The organism is Bradyrhizobium sp. USDA 4473 (assembly GCF_054063335.1).
Window position 1 is genome coordinate 75,501 of record NZ_JBSSGE010000001.1, and the last position, 19,831, is coordinate 95,331.

The 19,831-nt window shown below is 65.5% G+C and carries 19 protein-coding genes; 10 read left to right on the top strand and 9 right to left on the bottom strand.

Features of this window, described 5'->3' with window-relative positions:
• Positions 1-3 precede the first annotated feature (3 nt).
• From sorA to ACVW17_RS00355, 3 genes are all read left to right on the top strand, one after another.
• The gene (gene sorA, locus ACVW17_RS00345; protein WP_456749943.1) at positions 4-1,203 is read left to right on the top strand and encodes a SorA family sulfite dehydrogenase catalytic subunit; all 1,200 of its coding nucleotides are present in this window, start codon (positions 4-6) and stop codon (positions 1,201-1,203) included.
• A gap of 11 nt (positions 1,204-1,214) precedes the next feature.
• Positions 1,215-1,526 (top strand): SorB family sulfite dehydrogenase c-type cytochrome subunit, encoded by a 312-nt coding sequence (gene sorB, locus ACVW17_RS00350; protein WP_456749944.1) that lies wholly within the window; start codon positions 1,215-1,217, stop codon positions 1,524-1,526.
• A gap of 286 nt (positions 1,527-1,812) precedes the next feature.
• Positions 1,813-2,013 carry a cold-shock protein gene (locus ACVW17_RS00355; protein ID WP_163149424.1) on the top strand — a complete coding sequence of 67 codons (201 nt, stop codon included), beginning with the start codon at positions 1,813-1,815 and terminating at the stop codon, positions 2,011-2,013.
• Positions 2,014-2,206: 193 nt separating this feature from the next.
• On the opposite strand, the gene ACVW17_RS00360 is transcribed toward ACVW17_RS00355, so the two are convergent.
• The 3 genes from ACVW17_RS00360 to ACVW17_RS00370 form a co-directional block, all read right to left on the bottom strand.
• The gene (locus ACVW17_RS00360; RefSeq protein ID WP_456796666.1) at positions 2,207-4,381 is read right to left on the bottom strand and encodes a tetratricopeptide repeat protein; all 2,175 of its coding nucleotides are present in this window, start codon (positions 4,379-4,381) and stop codon (positions 2,207-2,209) included.
• 70 nt (positions 4,382-4,451) lie between these two features.
• Positions 4,452-5,102, bottom strand: a complete 651-nt coding sequence (locus ACVW17_RS00365; RefSeq protein ID WP_456749946.1) for a hypothetical protein — start codon at positions 5,100-5,102, stop codon at positions 4,452-4,454.
• A gap of 94 nt (positions 5,103-5,196) precedes the next feature.
• A complete protein-coding gene (locus ACVW17_RS00370; protein ID WP_024583796.1) occupies positions 5,197-5,661 on the bottom strand; it encodes an Lrp/AsnC ligand binding domain-containing protein in 465 nt (154 codons plus the stop codon).
• Between the two features lie 117 nt (positions 5,662-5,778).
• On the opposite strand from ACVW17_RS00370, the gene putA reads away from it, so the two are divergent.
• Complete coding sequence (gene putA, locus ACVW17_RS00375; RefSeq protein WP_456749947.1) at positions 5,779-8,790, top strand: bifunctional proline dehydrogenase/L-glutamate gamma-semialdehyde dehydrogenase PutA; 3,012 nt, start codon at positions 5,779-5,781, stop codon at positions 8,788-8,790.
• Positions 8,791-9,003: 213 nt separating this feature from the next.
• Entirely contained in the window at positions 9,004-10,209 is a 1,206-nt protein-coding gene (locus tag ACVW17_RS00380) for a CaiB/BaiF CoA transferase family protein (RefSeq protein ID WP_456749948.1), read from the top strand.
• 144 nt (positions 10,210-10,353) lie between these two features.
• Here ACVW17_RS00380 and ACVW17_RS00385 read toward each other — a convergent pair whose 3' ends face one another.
• The 3 genes from ACVW17_RS00385 to ACVW17_RS00395 all read right to left on the bottom strand — a co-directional run bounded on the left by ACVW17_RS00385 (position 10,354) and on the right by ACVW17_RS00395 (position 13,303).
• Positions 10,354-10,518, bottom strand: coding sequence for a hypothetical protein (locus ACVW17_RS00385; protein WP_456749949.1), 165 nt, complete (start codon positions 10,516-10,518; stop codon positions 10,354-10,356).
• 90 nt (positions 10,519-10,608) lie between these two features.
• Positions 10,609-12,156, bottom strand: coding sequence for a hypothetical protein (locus ACVW17_RS00390; protein WP_456749950.1), 1,548 nt, complete (start codon positions 12,154-12,156; stop codon positions 10,609-10,611).
• Positions 12,157-12,247: 91 nt separating this feature from the next.
• Entirely contained in the window at positions 12,248-13,303 is a 1,056-nt protein-coding gene (locus ACVW17_RS00395; protein WP_456749951.1) for a hypothetical protein, read from the bottom strand.
• 204 nt (positions 13,304-13,507) lie between these two features.
• On the opposite strand from ACVW17_RS00395, the gene ACVW17_RS00400 reads away from it, so the two are divergent.
• The 3 genes from ACVW17_RS00400 to ACVW17_RS00410 all read left to right on the top strand — a co-directional run bounded on the left by ACVW17_RS00400 (position 13,508) and on the right by ACVW17_RS00410 (position 15,391).
• Entirely contained in the window at positions 13,508-13,882 is a 375-nt protein-coding gene (locus tag ACVW17_RS00400; RefSeq protein ID WP_456749952.1) for a Crp/Fnr family transcriptional regulator, read from the top strand.
• Positions 13,879-14,688 (top strand): MBL fold metallo-hydrolase, encoded by an 810-nt coding sequence (locus tag ACVW17_RS00405; protein ID WP_456796667.1) that lies wholly within the window; start codon positions 13,879-13,881, stop codon positions 14,686-14,688. The genes ACVW17_RS00400 and ACVW17_RS00405 overlap by 4 nt, the downstream gene beginning before the upstream one ends.
• A gap of 88 nt (positions 14,689-14,776) precedes the next feature.
• The gene (locus ACVW17_RS00410) at positions 14,777-15,391 is read left to right on the top strand and encodes a glutathione S-transferase family protein (protein WP_456749954.1); all 615 of its coding nucleotides are present in this window, start codon (positions 14,777-14,779) and stop codon (positions 15,389-15,391) included.
• Positions 15,392-15,615: 224 nt separating this feature from the next.
• Here the strand turns inward: ACVW17_RS00410 and ACVW17_RS00415 are convergent, their stop codons facing one another.
• Genes ACVW17_RS00415 through ACVW17_RS00425 form a run of 3 tightly spaced genes read right to left on the bottom strand, consistent with a single transcriptional unit; the run spans position 15,616 to position 17,655 of the window.
• Positions 15,616-16,113, bottom strand: a complete 498-nt coding sequence (locus ACVW17_RS00415) for a TPM domain-containing protein (protein ID WP_456749955.1) — start codon at positions 16,111-16,113, stop codon at positions 15,616-15,618.
• A gap of 4 nt (positions 16,114-16,117) precedes the next feature.
• Positions 16,118-17,014, bottom strand: coding sequence for a TPM domain-containing protein (locus tag ACVW17_RS00420; protein ID WP_456749956.1), 897 nt, complete (start codon positions 17,012-17,014; stop codon positions 16,118-16,120).
• 20 nt (positions 17,015-17,034) lie between these two features.
• A complete protein-coding gene (locus ACVW17_RS00425) occupies positions 17,035-17,655 on the bottom strand; it encodes a LemA family protein (protein WP_456749957.1) in 621 nt (206 codons plus the stop codon).
• 159 nt (positions 17,656-17,814) lie between these two features.
• Here ACVW17_RS00425 and ACVW17_RS00430 point away from each other — a divergent pair, with 159 nt between their 5' ends.
• A complete protein-coding gene (locus tag ACVW17_RS00430) occupies positions 17,815-18,669 on the top strand; it encodes an enoyl-CoA hydratase (RefSeq protein ID WP_456749958.1) in 855 nt (284 codons plus the stop codon).
• A gap of 8 nt (positions 18,670-18,677) precedes the next feature.
• Positions 18,678-19,823 carry an acyl-CoA dehydrogenase family protein gene (locus ACVW17_RS00435; RefSeq protein ID WP_456749959.1) on the top strand — a complete coding sequence of 382 codons (1,146 nt, stop codon included), beginning with the start codon at positions 18,678-18,680 and terminating at the stop codon, positions 19,821-19,823.
• Positions 19,824-19,831 lie beyond the last annotated feature (8 nt).

A 19,831-nucleotide genomic window follows, 5' to 3' on the forward strand; every position in this document is an offset into this window, starting at 1 on the left:
GGAATGCTCGATCGACGAGACTTGATGAAGCGCGCCGGATTGGGCGCGCTGGCGGCGGGGCTGGGATCAAGGGGCGCCTTCGCCCTCGACACCGTGACGCTGCCGTTCGGCAATGGCGAACGGCCGCTGGTGCGCTACCCGCAGAAGCGCCCGATGATCGGTCTGACCAGCCGGCCGCCGCAGCTGGAAACGCCGTTTGCGATCTTCAATGACGGCCCGCTGACGCCGAACAATGCGTTCTTCGTGCGCTATCACCTCGCCGGCATCCCCTATGACCTCGATCCGGACAAGTTCACGCTCGAGATCAAGGGCAAGGTCGACAAGCCGCTGAAGCTGTCGCTGAAGGATATCCGCAAGCTGAAGGCCACTGAACTCGTCGCCGTCAACCAGTGCTCGGGCAACAGCCGCGGCTTCTTCAATCCGCGCGTTGCCGGCGGCCAGCTCGGCAACGGCGCGATGGGCTGCGCGCGCTGGCACGGCGTGCCGCTGAAGACCGTGCTCGACATGGCCGGCGTGCAGGCCGGCGCCAGGCAGGTCACCTTCAACGGCATGGATGGACCTGTGATGGAGACGACGCCGGACTTCGTGAAGGCGCTCGAAATTGACCACGCGCGCGACGGCGAGGTGATGCTGGCCTGGGGCATGAACGGCGAGGACCTGCCGTTCCTCAACGGCTTCCCGCTCCGCCTCGTGGTGCCCGGCTATTACGGCACCTATTGGGTCAAGCACCTCAACGAGATCACCGTGATCGACAGCGTGTTCGACGGCTTCTGGATGAAGTCCGCCTACCGGATACCGGACACGCCGAACAACGCGGTCGAGCCCGGCACCGCGCCGAAGGCGACAATTCCGATCAACCGCTTCACGGTGCGCTCGTTCATCACCAGCGTTGCCGACGGCGCCAAGGTCAAAGCAGGCCGCACCATGCTGCGCGGCATCGCCTTCGACGGCGGCAAGGGCATCAAGGAGGTCACGGTCTCGACCGACGGCGGCAACAGCTGGACACCGGCCAAGCTCGGCAAGGACCTCGGCAAATACGCGTTCCGTGAATGGAAGCTGCCGGCGAAACTCGCGGCCGGACCCTCGGAACTGAAAGTGCGCGCCACCAACAATGCCGGCGATACCCAGCCGATGGATCCGTTGTGGAATCCGGCCGGCTATCTGCGCAACGTCGTCGAAACCGTGCGCGTCACCGCGGCGTGAGGAGAAGCATCATGACCAGCAAGCTGCTTCTCACCTTCGCCGCGATCGCCGTGCTGTCGATCGGAGCTGCGATGGCCGCGCCCGTCAACTACACGCTTCCCGAGGAGACTGCGGCGCTCAAGCCAGGGCCCAACCTCGACGTGGTGCAGAGCAATTGCACCGGCTGCCACTCGGCCGACTACATCAAGACCCAGCCGCAGGGCGAGAAGTTCAAGAAGGACTTCTGGCAGGCCGAGGTGACCAAGATGATCAAGGTCTACGGTGCGCCGATCGATCAGGCGGACGTCGGCAAGATCGTCGAGTATCTCTCCGCGACCTATTGAGAGGCGGTCGATCGATCCCCCGCGCGCGGCAGCTGAACGGCCCGCGCGCGGGGCCGCTTGGTCAATTCGGGTTCGGCGGAACCGACCATTTTGCAGCGCATCAATTGACCACGAAACAGGCAATCCGGCACCAAACCCCCGCAAAGCGGGTTGTTTCCGGGCAAAAACACACCGTGGTTTGATCTACCCAGCTTTTTTCAAACTGCTATCCTGTGCGGTACGGACAAGCCGGTTTGTGCGGGGACCGGCTGGTCTGTTTTCGATTGATTCCGCGGAGACGACTGGAATGCCCAAAGGTACAGTGAAGTGGTTCAACCCGACCAAAGGCTACGGATTCATCCAGCCCGCATCGGGCGGCAAGGACATTTTCGTGCATATTTCAGCAGTTCAGAAGGCCGGCCTTCAGAGCCTCAATGAAGGCCAGTCGGTTGAATACGAAGAAATTGCAAATCGCGGCAAGACGTCCGCCGAAAACCTGAAGGTCTAGCGCGTCAGCGCCAGATCCGGCGGCGCACTCTCGGACGCCATCCGGGAGTGGGGGCCGATCCAACATTACACAACGTGACGTTCGGCGGGGCGGGCACGATGCCCGCGCGCCACGACGTTGAACTTTTCGGCCGCGATCGATCGCGCGCTTTGCTGTTTCCCGTTGCGGACGTCGCGGCTACCGGGCCGCCGCGTCACAGGCAGGTGCCACCCTGGCCGCTGCTGCCGCACGGCACCCGCTTCGACAGCTCCTGGATTTTCCGCTTCGACTCGGCCTGCGCAAGCACGTCGAACACGCTCGACGGCGCGAGCTGGGTGGCCTTGCGGAAATCCTCGGTCGCCTTGTCGGCATGGTTGAGCGCCTCGTGCGCCTTGGCGCGTGCGAACAGGCCCTCAACGGTCTCCTTCTGCGCAATCGCCCGATCGAGATCCTCGACCGCCTTGTCGTAGTTGCGCAGCGCCGACCAGGTGATGCCGCGCAGCGTCAGCGCGGCCAGATAATCGGGCCGCGTGCTCAGGATCAGATTGAGATCCTTCATCGCATCATCCGGCTTCTTCAGCCCGAGATAGGCCCGCGCGCGCAGCACATGCGCGAAGGGATCGTTGGGCGCCCTGGCAACGATCTGGTCGAAGGCGGCGACGGCGCGGTCATATTGCGCCGAGGTCAGCATCGCGAGCGCGCGGCCGAGCTGCGCCGTCGGATTGTTGGGACTTCGCTCCAGTACCCCGTTGATGTCGACCAGTCCTTCGTCGGCGCGGCCCTTGAGCATCAGCGCAAGTCCGCGCCACGATTTGGCGACCAGATTGGTCGGCACCAGCGCCAGGGCCTGATCGAAATCCAACAGCGCCTTGTCGAGCTGGTTGAGGCCGAAATAAGCGAGGCCGCGTTCGGTGTAGGCGAGCGTCTCCTTGGGATTGAGCGAGATCGAATGATCGTAATCGGCGAGCGCATCCTGCACCTTGCCGGTGCTCGCCTTGACGAGGCCCCGCGCCAGGTAAGCCAGCGAGTTGTTCTGGTCGAGCGTGATGGCGCGGCTGGCGTCGGCGGTGGCTTCGTCGAACTGCCGCAAGCCTGCGGCATTGAGCGCGCGGAAGGCGAGCAACTGGGGATCGTTCGGCTTGAGCTTGAGCAGATCGTTGAAGTCGTTGCGCGCCTCCGCCAGCCGGCTGAGCCGTGAATAGGCCATTGCGCGCAGCCGCAGCGCCGTCTCGTTGCGCGGTTCACCGCTGAGCACCTGGCTGAGACTGCCGATGGCACCGGCGAAATTGCCCTGCGCGATGAACTGCTTTGCCTGCTCGATCTGCTGATTGCTCGCGGCCGCGGCTGGAGCGGACGGCCGCGCCGCCGGAGCCGACGCCGCCGGCGATTGCGGAGCCGCACCGGCCTTCGCCAGCTCGGCCTGCATCGCGAGCGCCTGCTGGCGCTGCTGCTGGATCTCCTTGTTGTCGGGAAGAACCTTCAACAGCCAATCGAAGTCGCCAATGGCGCGGACGTAGTCGCCCTTGGCGCTGTAGAGCTGGGCGCGGGCGAAATAGGCGTTGCGCTCGGTCTGCGGTGCCTGCGCGATCGCGCGGGAGAAATCCTCGATCGCGTGATCGATGTCGCCCTTGCGCCGGTAGGCCTGGCCGCGCCAGTAGAACGCGTTCGGCGTGTTCGCATTGACGGCAATCGCGGTGTTGGCGTCGGCCAGCGCCGCATCGGGCAGCCCGGATTCGACATAGGCCCGCGCCCGTCCGACATGGGCCGCGGGCAGATCCTGTCGCAGCGTGATCGCCTGGTCGTAGTCCGAGATCGCATCGCTCCAGGCGTGCTGATCGGCGCGCAGATTACCACGCGCGAGGAAGCCGAACGGGTTCTTCGGCTCGAGCTCGATCGCACGATCGAAATCGGCGCGGGCCTGATCCGCCTTGCCTTTGCGCTGCTGCACATAGCCATGCGCGATCAGCGCCGAAACGAATTGCGGGTTCAGCTGCAGCGCAGCCTCGGTATCGCTCAAGGCCTGATCGAACTTGTTGCGGCCGATATAGACCCGCGCGCGGCCCGCGAAAGCCTTGGTGCGATCCTCCGTGGAGCGCGCGGCATCGTCGATGATGGCCGAGCAGGCCGCCTCGGCCTTGTCGGTCGGCGGCCCGTTGCAGTCCTCGACGTCGCCGGCGCGAGCCGGGCCGGCAAGCACCGGCCACAGCAGCACAAGCCCCAGCAACAATTGGAAACGAACACCACGGGTCGCGGCATCGGTGCTAGTCGGACGCAGACGCATATCGTAGCCTCGGGTTTGACCGAATGCTGCTAATCTTACCGCGCCACTTGGCTCGAAAAGTGATGGGCGCAGAACGTCGTGTCGAACTTTGGGGTTCGGTTCCAGCACCGATGACGCAGACTCCTAAAATCAACGGGAGTGGAACACCACGGAACACGCGGCGGCAACACTCGGCCGTTCAATCTTCCGTCACCCATTCGGCGACGGTCATGACGTCTGGCGGCTGCAGATAGCCGCGGGGCCACAGATCGACGGCCCATTCCACCTTGGTGGCGCGTTCGAGCAGAACGGCGGTATTGTGCGGCGTCTGCCCCAGCGAGAACCCGCGGTAGTGGGGATCGCCGACGTCGTGGAACTTGAACAGATTCCATGACTGCATCACCAGCATCAGGCTGGTCGTGTTGCGCGTCGTGTCCCAGCAATCGTAATTGTGCTTGTCGTCGTTGGCGCGGAAGTCCGCCTTCGCCACGCGCTTGTCGGTGCCGAGGATCGGCCCCATGCGGCGGTCGAACCAGATCACCGCCTTTTGCACGGCCGCGCGTTCGGCGGCCGCGTTGGCGCGGCCGGTGGCCATGATTCTGCTCAGCGCCGCCCTGTCGGCTGCGTTGAAGTCGAGCATCTCGCGGCGCCGGCAGACGAAGCCGTAGCACACGGTCATCGTCGAGGCCGACGGCGGATAGATCGAGACCGAGGTATAGAGTTGCATAATGCCGGAGCTGAGCTCGGCCGCGCGGACCGGCGCCGCTGAGGGCAGCGCAAGCATGAGCGCGGCAAGCGCACCGGCAAACCCGGCTCGCTTGATCCGTATCGGCTGATCGGCGTCTTCCATGAACCACTGCCCTACCCTGCACGACAGGATTATCGCGGGCGCGTCACGATGCCAATACATCCGGCGCATGGCTGTGGATCACATCGAACGGCCGTCAACCGACCGGCAGCGGCGCATCGCGCTTGACTTCCTCCATCACCGCGTAGGTTCGCGTCTCGCGCACGCCCGGCAGCGCCAGCAGGGTCTCGCCGAGGAAACGGCGATAGGCGGTCATGTTGGCGACGCGGGCCTTGACCAGATAATCGAAGCCGCCGGCCACCATGTGACACTCCAGCACCTCCGGCGCGGTCTGGACCGCCTTCGCAAACTTCTCGAATACATCCGGCGTGGTCTTGTCGAGCAGCACCTCGACAAACACCAGCAGGCCGAGCCCGAGCCGGTGCGGGTTGAGCCTTGCGCCATAGCCCTCGACAAAGCCGTCGCGCTGCAACCGCTTCAGCCGTTCGCCGACCGAGGTCGGCGACAGGCCGATCCGTTCGGCCAGCTCCACATTGGCAATCCTCCCATCCCCTTGCAGGATCGAGAGGATTTTGCGGTCTGTCTTGTCAATCTCTGTCATATCTACGGCAACAAGATAGTCTGTCCTGATTTTCTAAGGTAAATCTGCTAATTTGTCTATCGAACTACGGTCCACGGGCGCGTAGGTGTTCCCGTGCAACCCCAGGGAACCACCACCATGCCAGACCCGTCCCCGCTCCCGCCGCCGTTCAGCCCGCCCTATGCCCCCGACGACGGCGCCATCGCCGGCCGCCTGCGCCGGGACTCCAGGCTCGGTGCGGAGGCAGAGGCCCGCATCGACCGCACCGCGACCCGCCTGATCGAGGCGATCAGGGCGAACGACGATCCGCTCGGCGGGGTCGAGGACATGCTGCGGGAGTTCGCGCTGTCGACCAAAGAGGGGCTGGCACTGATGGTGCTGGCGGAGGCGCTGCTGCGGGTGCCTGACGCGCGCACCGCCGACCAGTTCATCGAGGACAAGCTCGGCCAGGGCGACTTCGTCAACCACGAGACCAAATCCAGCGCGTTCCTGGTCAACGCCTCAGCCTGGGCCCTCGGCATGTCGGCGCGCGTGATCCAGCCCGGCGAGACACCGCAGGGAACGATCGGCCGGCTGACCAAGCGGCTCGGCGCACCGGCGGTGCGCGCCGCGACGCGGCAGGCGATGCGGCTGATGGGCAGCCATTTCGTGCTCGGCGAGACCATCGAGGCGGCGCTGGCGCGGGCACAATCGCACACCGCCCGCGGCTCGCGCTATTCCTTCGACATGCTCGGCGAAGGCGCGCGCACCGCCGACGACGCCCACCGCTATTTCGAATCCTACGCCCGCGCGATCGACGCGATCGGCAAGGCGGCCGGCGATCAGCCCCTGCCCGACCGGCCCGGCATCTCGGTGAAACTCTCCGCGCTGCATCCGCGCTTCGAGGCGGTCAGCCATATGCGGGTGATGAGCGAGCTGGTGCCTCAGCTGATCGATCTGGCGCGTCGCGCCAAAGCGTTCGACCTCAACTTCACCGTCGATGCGGAGGAAGCCGATCGGCTGGAGCTGTCGCTTGACGTCATCGCAGCGGCCTTCGCCGACCCGTCGCTCGCCGGATGGAGCGGCTTTGGCCTCGCCATCCAGGCCTATCAGAAGCGCGCCGCAGACGTGATCGACTATATCGATGCACTGACACGCGCGCTCGACCGCCGGATGATGGTGCGGCTGGTCAAGGGCGCCTATTGGGACACTGAGATCAAGCGCGCGCAGGAGCGCGGGCTCGACGGCTATCCGGTGTTCACCCGCAAGGCGATGACCGACCTGAACTACGTCGCCTGCGCGCGCAAGCTGCTGGCATTGCGGCCGCGGCTGTTTCCGCAATTCGCCACCCACAACGCGCTGACGGTCGCGACTATCCTCGAACTATCGGACGATCCCAACAGCTTCGAATTCCAGCGGCTGCACGGCATGGGCGAGGCGCTCTACGCGCAGCTCGGCGAAGACAGACCCGAGATCGCCCACCGCACCTATGCGCCGGTCGGCAGCCACCGCGACCTGCTTGCCTATCTGGTGCGGCGCTTGCTCGAGAACGGCGCCAACTCGTCTTTTGTGGCGCTGGCCGCGGACAATCGCGTGTCGATCGTCGACCTGCTGCGCCGCCCTGCCGACATCATCGGCGCTGACAACAAGGCCACGCATTCCGGAATTCCGTTGCCGGCCGATCTCTATCGGCCGCAGCGTTCGAATTCGCACGGCATCGAGTTCGGGGAACGAAAGGCGCTGGACGCGCTGACCTCGGCGATCGCAGCCGAGCGCAAGGCTGCGCCCAACCCAGTCGCGACGTCGACGACCGAGCAGGCGAATGCAGCGGTCGCCACGGCACGCCGTGGCTTCAAGGCCTGGAATGCCACGCCGGCCACACAACGTGCAGCGATCCTCGACAAGGCCGCCGACCTGCTCGAGCAGCGTCGCGCACATTTCCTCGCCCTGCTGCAAAGCGAAGGCGGCAAGACCCTCGACGATGCGCTCTCCGAAGTGCGCGAGGCGATCGACTTCTGCCGCTACTATGCCGCGCTCGGCCAAAAACTGTTCGGCAGTGGCGAGACGATGCCGGGGCCGACCGGCGAGAGCAACGTGCTGGAGCTGCACGGTCGCGGCGCGTTCGTCGCGATCTCGCCATGGAATTTCCCGCTCGCGATCTTCCTCGGCCAGGTGACGGCGGCGCTGATGGCCGGCAATGCGGTGATCGCAAAGCCGGCCGAGCAGACCCCGCGCATCGCGGCCGAGGCGATCACCCTGCTGCATCAGGCCGGCGTGCCGACCTCGGCGCTGCATCTGGTCCAGGGCGACGGAGCGGTCGGCGCCGCGTTGGTGGCGCATCCTGCGATCGCCGGTGTCGTCTTCACCGGCTCGACGGAAGTGGCGCGGTCGATCAACCGCACGCTTGCCGCCAAGGATGGCCCGATCGTGCCGCTGATCGCCGAGACCGGCGGCATCAATGCGATGATCGTCGATGCCACCGCGCTGCCCGAGCAGGTCGCCGACGATGTCGTGACCTCGGCGTTCCGCTCCGCCGGCCAGCGCTGCTCGGCGCTGCGGCTGTTGTTCGTGCAGGATGATGTCGCCGATCGCATGATCGAGATGATCGCCGGCGCCGCGCGCCAATTGAAGATCGGCGATCCCTCCGAGCCGTCGACGCATATCGGTCCGGTGATCGATGCCGAGGCGAAGCAGCGGCTGGATGCCCATATCGCGCGGATGAAACAGCAAGGGCGGGTGCATCTCGCCGGCGAGGCGCCATCAGGCAATTTCGTCGCGCCGCATATCTTCGAACTGTCGGCGGCGAGCCAGCTCACCGAGGAGGTGTTCGGCCCGATCCTGCATGTCGTGCGCTACCGTGCGGAGCGGCTCGGCGACGTGCTGGCCGCGATCGAGGCCACCGGCTTCGGCCTGACGCTCGGCATCCATTCCCGCATCGACGACACCATCGAGCATGTGATCGACCGCCTCCAGGTTGGCAACATCTATGTCAACCGCAACATGATCGGCGCCGTGGTCGGCGTGCAGCCGTTCGGCGGCAGCGGCCTCTCCGGCACCGGCCCCAAGGCGGGCGGCCCGCATTACCTCACACGCTTCGCCACCGAGCAGACGATCACGATCAACACGGCGGCTGCGGGCGGCAACGCGGCACTGATGGCGGGGGTGGAGTAACAGGCACCGTCATTGCGAGCGAAGCGAAGCAATCCACACCTCCACTTGTTGAGGCATGGATTGCTTCGTCGCTACGCTCCTCGCAATGACGGCCAACAACCCGTTGCATCGTGCCCCCGAGATGGTTCAAATGGCACTCCGATCGGGATCATCGCACGCGATAATTCCAGCTACCGGAAAAACACCAACAAGCGCCACGGGAGCGACGGCACGATGGAAAAAGGCATTTTTGACGGGCTCAAGGTCCTGGACTGCGCGAGCTTCATCGCAGCGCCCGCGGCCGCCACCGTGCTGTCCGACTTCGGCGCCGACGTCATCAAGATCGAGCCGCCCGGCGCCGGCGACCCCTACCGCAACCTGCCCAATCTGCCCGGCTATCCCGCGAGCGAGCACAATTTCGCGTGGATGCTGGAGGCGCGCAACAAGAAGAGCCTGGCGCTCGATCTCACCAAGCCCGAGGCCCGCGAGGTGCTCTACAAGCTGGTCGCCGAGGCCGACGTGTTCATCACCAACATGCCGCCGCAGGTGCGCGAAAAGCTCGGCATCACCCATGATCATCTCGCCCATCTCAACGACCGGCTGATCTACGCGTCGTTCACCGGCTATGGCGAGAAGGGCGAGGAGGCCAACAAGCCCGGCTTCGATTCCAACGCCTATTGGGCCCGCTCCGGCCTGATGGACCTGGTGCGTGCCGACGAGGACACCACGCCGGCCCGTTCGGTCGCCGGCATGGGTGACCATCCCTGCGCGATGGCATTCTACGGCGCGATCGTCACCGCGCTGTTCCAGCGCGAGAAGACCGGCAAGGGCTCGCACGTCTCGACCAATCTGATGGCCAACGGCGTCTGGGCCAATGGCGTGCTGGCGCAGGCCAAGCTTGCCGGCGCCAAGTTCAAGAAGCGCAAGCCGCGCGAAGAGGCGCTCAACGCCGTCACCAACCACTACAAGTGCAGAGACGGCCGCTGGCTGATCCTGTCGCTGCTCAATGAAGACCGGCAATGGCCGACCTTGGCGCGCTGCATGGACCGTGAGGACCTCGTCGCCGACGCCCGCTTCGCCACCAAGGCGGACCGCCATGCGCGCTCGGTCGAGCTGATCAAGATTTTTGACGAGGTGTTCGCCAGCAAGGATCTCGCCGAATGGCGCAAGATCCTCGACGGCAACGGCCTGGTGTTCGGCGTCGTCGGCATCCTCGACGACATTCCGAACGACAAGCAGATGATCGAGAACGAGGTGCTAGTGCGTTTCGAGAACGACACCATGCTGACGGTCAACAGCCCGATCTTCATCGACGGCACCAAGAAGGTGCAGCCGCGTAAGCCGCCCGAGGTCGGCGAGCACTCCGACGAGATCCTGCGCCAGGCCGGCTATGACGAGGCCACGATCCGGAAGCTGCGCGCATCCGGCGCGGTGGCGTAGTCACGCTACACGTAGCCCCGATGGAGCCAACGGGTCGCGCGAATGCGCGCCCGATGACAGGCTCCGCGCAATCCGGGGCGGCTGCGTCCGCGAATGCCTCCGTTCCCGGATTTCGCTTCGCTCCATCCGGGCTACAAAGGAAGCTCAACGTTTCATCCAGGCCCAGACGATGGCCACCACGATGATGCCGATGATGACCGCGAGCCCGATCGCCCAGCTAGAGACGCGGACGGCACTCACCGCCTGACGTTCGGCCTCGTTGGCCGCGATCTCGCGGTCACGCTGCTTGTTGTCCTCGGAAGCACTCATCGGGCCGTCTCCGGTCAAGAGCTGTCAGATCCTGGGCAAGCTCGACTGTAGCATCAATTAATGACGCGGAGACGCTTCGGTTCCGGCCGATCACCGCCCCTTCACGAAGCACATGCCCATGCGGGAGGTCTTCCCGGCAACCTGGCAGGCGAGCCCCTCGGCGCAGGTCCAGCCGCGGAAACTGCGGTCGGTCGCGGCCGGCCTCGTGCCGGGCAGATAGCAATGCGCGCCCCAGCCGTCGCTGTATTCGGTGCCGGCAAGCTCGATGCTGCCGCGCGCCTGCGGCCGGTTGGAGAAGCCGCGCGAGAAATCCGGCGCCTTGCCGTCGCGGAAGCTTGTCAGGATGTCGCGGCGGCGCGGCTGGTCGCCGAAGAAATGCGGCGAGGCCGGCACGACAGTGGAGTTCGACGGCCTTGCCGCCATCCAGTCGACACCGGGGAAATGGAAGCCGCCGATGCCGCGGGTCTGGTGGCAGCCGACGCAGGTGACGTCGTTGAGCCGCCGCTCGAAGCCGGCCAGCGACTGGATGTTCTGCAGCTTGGTCCCGTCAGCGGCGGCCTTCTTCAAGGCTCCGACGATATCGTCATCCGAGAACACCGCAGTGCCGGCCGTCCCCTCGCCCTGCACCATGCCGAATTCGGGCTCCAGCTCGCTGACATCAAAGCCGGCCGGCGTCGGCGCGACCGCTGAGGTCGCGAGGAAGCGATCGGGGATCAGCAAGGTGCCGCGATCGAGCGCGGCGAAATGCTCGGGATCGAGCAGCCACGCCTTGAAGTCGCGCTTCAGCGCCTCGTCGGCGAGGATGCGATCGCGATCGATCTGGTTCTCCAGCGGTGCTTCGGCAAAGCGTTTCGCCGCGCCATCATAGTCGAACACCTTCAGCAGATAGTCGGTACGGAAATCGCGCGCCGCGGATTTCGGCGCGTGGGCGATCTGCAGATTGGTCTCGATCCGGTCGATATTGCGGGCATCGATCAGTTCGAGCGGGCCGTCCTGGCCGAACAATTTCTCCAGCGCAAGCTGAGTGCCGCCGGTCGCCAGCCAGCGCCGCGCGATCTCGCGACAGGACAGTGATGCGTCGTTGCCGTCGCCCTTCGCCTTCAACACCAGGTTCAGCGTCATCGGCAGCCGCTGCGACACCGCGTTCTCGCCGATCAGCGCCACGTCGGTGCGGGTCAATCGATAGATCAGCCGGATCTCGCCGCAGTCGTTCGGCGCCACATAGGCGCGGTCCATGCGATTGACGATGCCGGCCAGTACGAAGCGAACGTCAGGGGATTCGAACAGCGCGCGATCGAACAGCTGAAACGCAAAGCCGTCGCCGACGCCGATGCTCTCGTTCGGCAGGCTTGCTCTGTGCCTTGCGACATAGCGATCGAATTCACGGTCGAGCGCCTCGCGCACCGGCACCAATGCAGACAAGGCGAACAGGTCGCGGTTGGACAGCGGCGTATGGGCGGAGCGTTCCGGCGCGAGCATCCGGCCGAGACTGAACCTGCTGTGATCGAGTTCGCGCAGGATCGCGGGATCGATCACCGCCGTGCCGCGCTCGAGCGCGCGATCCTCGGCGGCATGTGCCGGCACGGCACCGCCAAGCAGGACGGACATCAGCAGGAGGCATTTCAGTACGCGGCCCATGCCCCCACTAACACCGCGCGGCAAACGCTATTCAAGAAAAATGGCGCTTCACATCGCGGTGAAGCGCCTTGCTGTTGTCAGGTTTCGTGGATCAGCGCGAGACGATCAGGCCCTTGCTGGTGACGACGACCCAGCGGCCGTCCTGCTTGCGGATGGCGTCGACGCGGCCGAGGCCGGGGACGGGATCGCCGGCATAGACCTCGTAGATGCCGCCGCGGCCCTCGATCAGCGCGCCGCCATTGCCGACGTCGCGCAGCGCCCAGCCGTCGATCACCGGCAGGCGGCCGATTTCGGGCTTGGGGGCAACCGGTGCAGCCGCCGTGGTTGCCGGCGGGACCGAACCCGTGACCTCGCGGGCGGGCGTCACAGCGGCGACGGTCGTCTGCGGGGCGCGCAGCTTCTCGACGGTCTCGCTGAGCTTGTTGAGCTTGGCGATCGGCTCGGCCTGGGCCTTCTCGACCTTCTCGATCCGGTCGGTCGCCTTGCTGAACTGGGCCTGGCCGGCCTTTGCGGTCTGCTCGACACTGGCCTTCAGGGCGGCGATCTCGGAGTCGATCCGGGCGATCGCGGCATCGGCCGCTTCCTTGGCGGCAGCGTCGTTGGCAGCCACGTCCCTGACGGAAGCAGCCGCGGGGGCGGCGAGATGGCCAAGGCCTGCGGTCGCAAGCGCACCGCCGATGGCGCCAGCCACGGTCGCCAGCGCGATCACCGCGGCCATCGCCCCGAGCCGGCGCGTGCCGGCCGGTTTGGCGGTCTGCTCGGCACCGGGCTTGGATGCGGTCGCCTCGTGGTCCCAGGTCCGCTCACCGGGCGCCATGATCATCAGCTTGCCCGGGAAACGCGGCTCTTCGCGCTTGCCGGTCTCGACCTCAGGCACGTCCATCTTGGTCGGGTCGATCTTGCCGTCGATCTTGGCATCAATCCTGGCCTCGATCGCGGGATCAAGGCGGGACGGCTCGACCTTCGGGGCATCAACCTTCGGCGCGTCGATCCTGGGCGCATCGGCCTTTGGCGAGGTCTCTTCCTGCTCGGGCGCGAGCCGCGGAGCCTCGACACCGGCCGCGGCCATCGCGGGCTCGCCTTTCGCCGCCATTTCGGCGCCGGTTTGACCGCTGACCGGCTCGCTCTGCTGCTCACTCACGTTCAAAGTCTCCAGACTGGGTTGAGAATTCGGTAACTTTTATTGCTTGCGAAATGGTTACCCCGCTCCGCCATTACCTAAATTTTAGGGAGTTTTCCGGGCCGGATTTGGGCGATGCGGCGCTGCGGCAATCTGCGTCAGCTCCGTTTGCGCGCGGCGCTTTCCCGATTAACATACCGCCATCTTCCAGCCAGAAGGCAGGGGAGTGCTATGACGATCGAGAAATGCATCAATGAATTTGGTGTCGATGACGTCATTTTTGAGGAAGGCTCGACCGGCCGTGAGCTGTTCGTCGTGCTCGACGGCAAGGTCGACATCGCCAAGATCGATGGCCGAAACAAGACCGTCATCGTCCGCCTCGGCAAGGGCGAGTTCTTCGGCGAGATGGCCGTGATCGACGGCTCGGCGCGCTCGGCAACTGCGATCGCCTCGGCGCCGGCGACGCGGGTGATGCGGATCAACCACGCCCGCTTCGTCTATCTGGTCAGCCAGCAGCCGGCCTTCGCGCTGATGGTGATGGATGCGCTCTCGAAACGCCTGCGCGCCTCCAACGCCGTCACTTACCGAACCGCAGGCGCACCATGAGCGACCGCAAGCCGAGCCCGTTCAAGACGCTGTTCGACGCCGACGTCGCGACGCTGATCCAGGCCGCCGACGACGTCTACCAGATCCGCTTCAAGAACCGCGCCGCCAACGCCTATCTGGTGCGCGGCAGCAAGCGCACGATCATGATCGACGTCGGGCTGTCGAGCAACTATCCGTCGCTGGTCGCCTGCCTCGATCATCTTGGCGTAACGCCCGAGATGATCGACATGGTGGTGTTGAGCCACGAGCATCTCGATCACATCGGCGCGGCCTATCATTTCCACGGCTCGGCCTATATCGCCGCGCACCGGCTCGCCGCCAACAAGATCATGCTGCGCGACGACTTCTCGATGCTGCGCAAGATGTTCAACGAGCCGAACGTGCCGATCGACATCGACATCTGGCTCGAGGAGGGCAACCTGATCGACCTCGGCAATTTCCGTCTCAACGTGATGTACACGCCGGGCCATACCTCGGCCTGCATCTCGCTGTTCGACCAGGACAAGGGCCTGTTGTTCGCCGCCGACACGCTGATGCCCGGCGGCGTGATGGGCGGCGTGTTCGGCTCCGGCTCGATTGCCGACTACATCCAGTCGCTGGAGCGGATCAAGGGGCGCAATTCGAAGATCCTGCTGTCCGGCCATGGCCGGCTTTCCGACACGCCGCAGGACGATGTGCGGATCGCGCTGCAACGCTCGCATGGCCTGCTCGAGGACACCGCGCAGCTGTTCGATGCGCTCGACGCGCGCTCGAATTTCGAGCCGATCATGCAGTCGGTGCGCGACCTCAACAAGCTCGACGATTGAGCTTCGCTCGCCGTCGCATTTGACAAATCCGTACGCGGCCTGTTCAACAGCGGCAAAACAACGCTTAAAACAACAGGGAGCGAGGACCATGAAGCTTTACGACTCGATCGGCCCCAATCCGCGCATTGTGCGGATGTTCATGGCCGAGAAGGGCATCGAGATCCCCAAACAGACCGTCGACCTGCGCAAGGGCGAAAACCGCGAGGCGGACCATCTGAAGCGCAATCCGCACGGCCAGATGCCGGCGCTCGAACTCGACTGCGGCAACTACCTCTCGGAAATCACCGCGATCTGCGAATATCTCGAGGAGAAGCACCCCTCGCCCGCGATGATCGGCAGCACGCCGGAAGAACGCGCGGAATGCCGGATGTGGACCCGCCGCGTCGACCTCAACATCGCCGAGCCGCTCGCCAATGGCTACCGCTTCGGCGAGGCGCTGAAGTTCTTCGAGAAGCGCATTCCGGTCGCGCCGGAGGCCTCGCCAGGCTTGAAGATGATCGCCGCCAATCGCATCAAATGGCTCAACGACCAGATGGCCGACGGCCGCGACTACATCTGCGGCCAGCGCTTCACCCTCGCCGACATGCTGCTGTATTGCTGGATCGATTTCGGCAACCAGGTCGGCCAGCCGCTGGACCCCTCGAACGCCAACATCGTCGCCTGGTTCAACCGTGTCGCCGAGCGGCCATCGGTGAAGGCGTAGGTCAAGTTTCACCGTCCTGGGGGCAGGGCTATCGCCTGCCTCCGCAGGGGCGCCCTGCCAAAACATGGAAAACAACCCCATGCAAAGGAGCCGGCGGTAGCTAGGGACCTTCGACCGGGGCGACACATTCGACGCGGCAGCTTGACACGTCGGGCAAATCAGCAGGATAATTCTATTATTCGGAAATTGCGCTGTCGCTCCGGGACGGGGTGAAGAGCCTCAAGCTACATCACCACCGGCTTGTCCGGCAGCTCGTTCGGGCCACCGTCGGCACGCGGGAAATATTTCGCCAGCTCGCGCGACACCGCCGCGATGCCGTTGATCACGCCCTGCTCGAACCGGCCTGCCCGGAAATCCGTTTCCATCGCACGGCAGATCGCCTCCCAGCCCTCGTGGCCGACTTTGGCGTCGATGCCGCGGTCGGCGACGATCTCGACGTCGCGGTCGGCGAGCAACAGATAGATCAGAACACCATTGTTGTGATGGGTGTCCCAAATCCGCAGATGCGAGAACACGTCGAGCGCCCGCTCCCGCGCCGGCTGGTTGCGGAACAGCGGCACGCCGTCGAGCGCGCCCTCGACGACGAAGCGGATCTGGCCCGAATGCGTCGCCTCGCCGGCCTTGATCGCCTGCTCGATGGCGTCGAGCACGCGCGGCGGAAATTCACGCCGCACCCGCCAGCGGTGTTCGAGCAGATGCTTGCCGATGCGCTTGATGCTCATGTGCCTACCAGCTCCCCGAGGCGCCGCCGCCGCCGAAGCTGCCGCCTCCGCCGCTGAAGCCGCCGCTGTCGCCCGAGCTCGAGCCGCTGCTCCAGCCCCCGCCGCCGGACCAGCCCCCGGAATAACCGCCGCCGCGCCGGTACGGTCCGGAGCCAGCCGCCGGACCGCCAAAATTCAAACCGCCGAAGATCAACGCCGCAACACCGGCGAACAACCCGACCACCAGCGCGGTGGCGAGCGAGCCGGCCAGCATCCAGGTGAAGACGCCGACGATGCCGCCGGTCGCGGCAGAGCCCAACAGCCGTCCGAGCAGGCCGCGCAGGAATCCCGCCACGATGATGACGCCGAAGATCACCACCGGATTGGCGAAGTCGACGAGATTGGGCGCCTGCCAATGCTCGGGCTCCGGCGCCGGCAATTGCTCGCCATTGATCAGCCGGATCATCCGGTCGACGCCGGCCGAAATGCCGCCGGCGAAATCGCCGGCCTTGAATTTTGGCGTGATGTCCTCGTCGATGATGCGGTGGGTGACGACATCGCTCAGCACGCCTTCGAGGCCGTAGCCGACCTCGATGCGCAGATGCCGGTCGTTCTTGGCGACCACCAGCAGCGCGCCGTCGTCGACTTTCTTACGCCCGATCTTCCAGGCCTCGGCGACGCGGATCGAGAATTGCTCGATGGTCTCCTCGCCCGTGGTCGGCACGATCAGGACGGCGATCTGGCTGCCCTTGCGGGTCTGAAGATCCTGCAGCCGGTCGGAGAGCGATGCGACGTCGCCAGCCGACAGCGTCCCGGTCTGGTCGACGACGCGGCCGGTGAGCGGAGGCACTGCGACCTCGGCCCACGCCGGGCACATGAAGCCCAGCAGGAAGGCGAGCAGGATGACGCGTGCGGCGGTCATCGCGACAGGCGCAGCCGGCGTTACTTCGACGGCGCGGGTGATGGCGACGGCGCCGGATTGAAATCGACCTTCGGCGCGGTCGAGATCTCCTTCTCATTGTCGACCGTGAAGTTGGGCTTCTCCTTGTAGCCGAACACCATCGCCGTCAGACTGTTCGGGAAGGTGCGGATGCCGACGTTATAGTCCTGCACCGACTTGATGTAGCGGTTGCGCGCCACCGTGATGCGGTTCTCGGTGCCCTCGAGCTGGGCCATCAGATCACGGAACAGCGCATCGGATTTCAGCTGCGGATAATTTTCGGTGACGACCAGGAGCCGCGACAGCGCGCTGGTCAATTCGCCCTGCGCCTGCGTGAACTTCTGGAACGCGGCGGGATCGTTGAGCACCTCGGGCGTTGCCTGGATGCTGCCGACCTTGGCGCGCGCGTTGGTGACGCCGAGCAGCACGTCCTTCTCCTGCTGCGCAAAACCCTTCACCGAGTTGACCAGGTTCGGCACCAGATCGGCGCGCCGCTGGTACTGGTTCACCACCTCCGACCAGTTCGACTTGACCTGCTCGTCATTGGTCTGGATCGCGTTGTAGCCGCAGTTGGTCAGGCTCAAGGTCGCCAGCGCTGCCAGCACGGTCCAAAGCTTGCGCATAAAGATGGTCCTCCCGGTGGATTCTCTCGTCAGGTTAACAGATTTCGGCGCGATAATCCCGCACGGCGGATTTCGCGCTCGCTTTTGCAGGCGATAGCCCTTGCCACTCCCTCCCCGCGCCGTTCATCATGGCGAAAAAATCGATCCTGGGAGGGATCCATGGCGTCTGAACAATTCGAGACGATTGTTGTCGAGCGGCCCGAGCCCGCGATCGCGCGGATCGTGATGAACCGCCCGGAGGCTCGCAACGCCCAGAACCTGCAAATGACCTACGACCTCAACGGCGCCTTCGACCAGGCGGTGCAGGACGACGCGGTCAAGGTCATCATCCTCGCCGGCAACGGCCCGCATTTCTCGGCCGGTCACGATCTCAGGCCAGGGGCCAAGAATCAGGCCGGCGTCGATTTCCCGCCACTCGGAAATTGGGGCGGCTTTGCCGAACCCAATGCCCATGGCCGCTTCGCGCGCGAGCAAGAGATCTACCTGCAGATCACACGGCGCTGGCGCAATCTGGCAAAGCCGACGATCGCCGAGGTGCACGGCAAGTGCATCGCCGGCGGGTTGATGCTGGCCTGGGCCTGCGACCTGATCGTCGCGAGCAGTGATGCCGAGTTCTGCGATCCCGTGGTGACGATGGGGGTCTGCGGCGTCGAGTGGTTCGTGCATCCCTGGGAGCTCGGCGCGCGCAAGGCCAAGGAGATGCTGTTCACTGCCGACGTCTGGAGCGCCGACGAGGCGCATCGCCTCGGCATGGTCAACCACGTGGTGCCGCGCGGCGATCTCACCTCCTTCGCGCTGGCGCTGGCGCGGCGGATCGCGGCCAAGCCCGCCTTTGCGCTGAAGCTCAGCAAGGAGGCGGTGAACCGCTCGATCGACATCATGGGGCAGCCGGCTGCGATCGATCAGGCTTTCGCGCTGCACCAGCTCTGCCACGCCCACAATCTGCAGGAATTCGGCATGGTGGTGGACCCCGCGGGCCTGCATCCCTCCGTCAAGAAAACCGCCAACGTGTAGAAAGCCAGATGGACCTCACCCTCAGCGACGAGCAGCGCCTGCTGCGCGAAAGTGCCGACCGCTTCGTGGCGGAGACCTTCACATCGGAGCATCGCAAGAAGGCGGCGAACGATCCGCTGGGCTATTCGCCGGCGATCTGGAAACAATTCGCCGAGCTCGGCTGGCTGGCGCTGCCGATCGCCGAAGCCCATGGCGGGCTCGGCGGCGGCGCGATCGAGATCGGGCTGTTGATGGAGGCATTCGGCCGTGGCCTCGTGTCGGAACCATTCCTCTCCACCGTCGTGATCGGCGCCGCGCTGGTCGCCGAATGCGGCACCGAGGCACAGCGGCAGGCAATCCTGCCCAAGGTGGCGGAGGGAGCGCTGACGCTCGCCTTCGCGCATTCGGAGCGCGCCGCGCGCTTCGACGTCGCGCATGTCGACACGACCGCCACCAAAACTGCCGATGGCTGGCGGCTGAACGGCAGCAAGATCGCGGTGCTCGACGGCGCCGCCGCCAACCAGATCATCGTCTCCGCCCGCATCGCCAACGCCAATGGTGCATCCGGCAGGGTGGCGCTGTTCCTGGTGCCGGCTGCAACGGCGGGCCTCACGCTTCGCGACTACGCGCGGCTCGGCGGCGGGCGCGGCTGCAATCTCGATCTCAGGGATGTACAAGTGCCCGCCGACGCTTTGCTCGGCGACGGCCGCGATGCCCTGCCGGCGATCGAGACCGTGGTCGACCGCGCGATGGCTGCGCTCGGCGCCGAGGCGGTCGGCATCATGCAGACGCTGCTCGACACCACGCTCGCATACACCAAGATTCGAAAACAGTTCGGACGGCCGCTGTCGGCCAATCAGGTGATCCGCCATCGCCTCGCCGATGTCGCGATGCAGGTCGACGAGGCGCGCTCGATGGCGCTGCGCGCCGCGCTGATGGCGAATGCCGAGCCAGTGGCCCGCGGCCGCGCGGCGTCCGGCGCCAAGGCAAAAATCGGCAAATGCGCGCGCTTTGTCGCCGAGCAGGCGGTGCAGCTGCATGGCGCCATGGGCGTCACCGAGGAGCTCGACATCGGTGCCTATTTCAAGCGGCTGCTCGCCTTCGACACGCTGTTCGGCGGCAGCGCCCATCATTATCGCCGCCACGCCGCGTTGAGCGGCCGCGTCCACGCCTGACGGAGAGC

Bases quoted from the DNA above. Each gene is read 5' to 3' on its own strand.
- sorA (WP_456749943.1), top strand. From the start codon at position 4: ATGCTCGATCGACGAGACTTGATGAAGCGCGCCGGATTGGGCGCGCTG.
- sorB (WP_456749944.1), top strand. From the start codon at position 1,215: ATGACCAGCAAGCTGCTTCTCACCTTCGCCGCGATCGCCGTGCTGTCG.
- ACVW17_RS00355 (WP_163149424.1), top strand. From the start codon at position 1,813: ATGCCCAAAGGTACAGTGAAGTGGTTCAACCCGACCAAAGGCTACGGA.
- ACVW17_RS00365 (WP_456749946.1), bottom strand. From the start codon at position 5,102: ATGGAAGACGCCGATCAGCCGATACGGATCAAGCGAGCCGGGTTTGCC.
- ACVW17_RS00370 (WP_024583796.1), bottom strand. From the start codon at position 5,661: ATGACAGAGATTGACAAGACAGACCGCAAAATCCTCTCGATCCTGCAA.
- putA (WP_456749947.1), top strand. From the start codon at position 5,779: ATGCCAGACCCGTCCCCGCTCCCGCCGCCGTTCAGCCCGCCCTATGCC.
- ACVW17_RS00380 (WP_456749948.1), top strand. From the start codon at position 9,004: ATGGAAAAAGGCATTTTTGACGGGCTCAAGGTCCTGGACTGCGCGAGC.
- ACVW17_RS00385 (WP_456749949.1), bottom strand. From the start codon at position 10,518: ATGAGTGCTTCCGAGGACAACAAGCAGCGTGACCGCGAGATCGCGGCC.
- ACVW17_RS00390 (WP_456749950.1), bottom strand. From the start codon at position 12,156: ATGGGCCGCGTACTGAAATGCCTCCTGCTGATGTCCGTCCTGCTTGGC.
- ACVW17_RS00400 (WP_456749952.1), top strand. From the start codon at position 13,508: ATGACGATCGAGAAATGCATCAATGAATTTGGTGTCGATGACGTCATT.
- ACVW17_RS00405 (WP_456796667.1), top strand. From the start codon at position 13,879: ATGAGCGACCGCAAGCCGAGCCCGTTCAAGACGCTGTTCGACGCCGAC.
- ACVW17_RS00410 (WP_456749954.1), top strand. From the start codon at position 14,777: ATGAAGCTTTACGACTCGATCGGCCCCAATCCGCGCATTGTGCGGATG.
- ACVW17_RS00415 (WP_456749955.1), bottom strand. From the start codon at position 16,113: ATGAGCATCAAGCGCATCGGCAAGCATCTGCTCGAACACCGCTGGCGG.
- ACVW17_RS00420 (WP_456749956.1), bottom strand. From the start codon at position 17,014: ATGACCGCCGCACGCGTCATCCTGCTCGCCTTCCTGCTGGGCTTCATG.
- ACVW17_RS00425 (WP_456749957.1), bottom strand. From the start codon at position 17,655: ATGCGCAAGCTTTGGACCGTGCTGGCAGCGCTGGCGACCTTGAGCCTG.
- ACVW17_RS00430 (WP_456749958.1), top strand. From the start codon at position 17,815: ATGGCGTCTGAACAATTCGAGACGATTGTTGTCGAGCGGCCCGAGCCC.
- ACVW17_RS00435 (WP_456749959.1), top strand. From the start codon at position 18,678: ATGGACCTCACCCTCAGCGACGAGCAGCGCCTGCTGCGCGAAAGTGCC.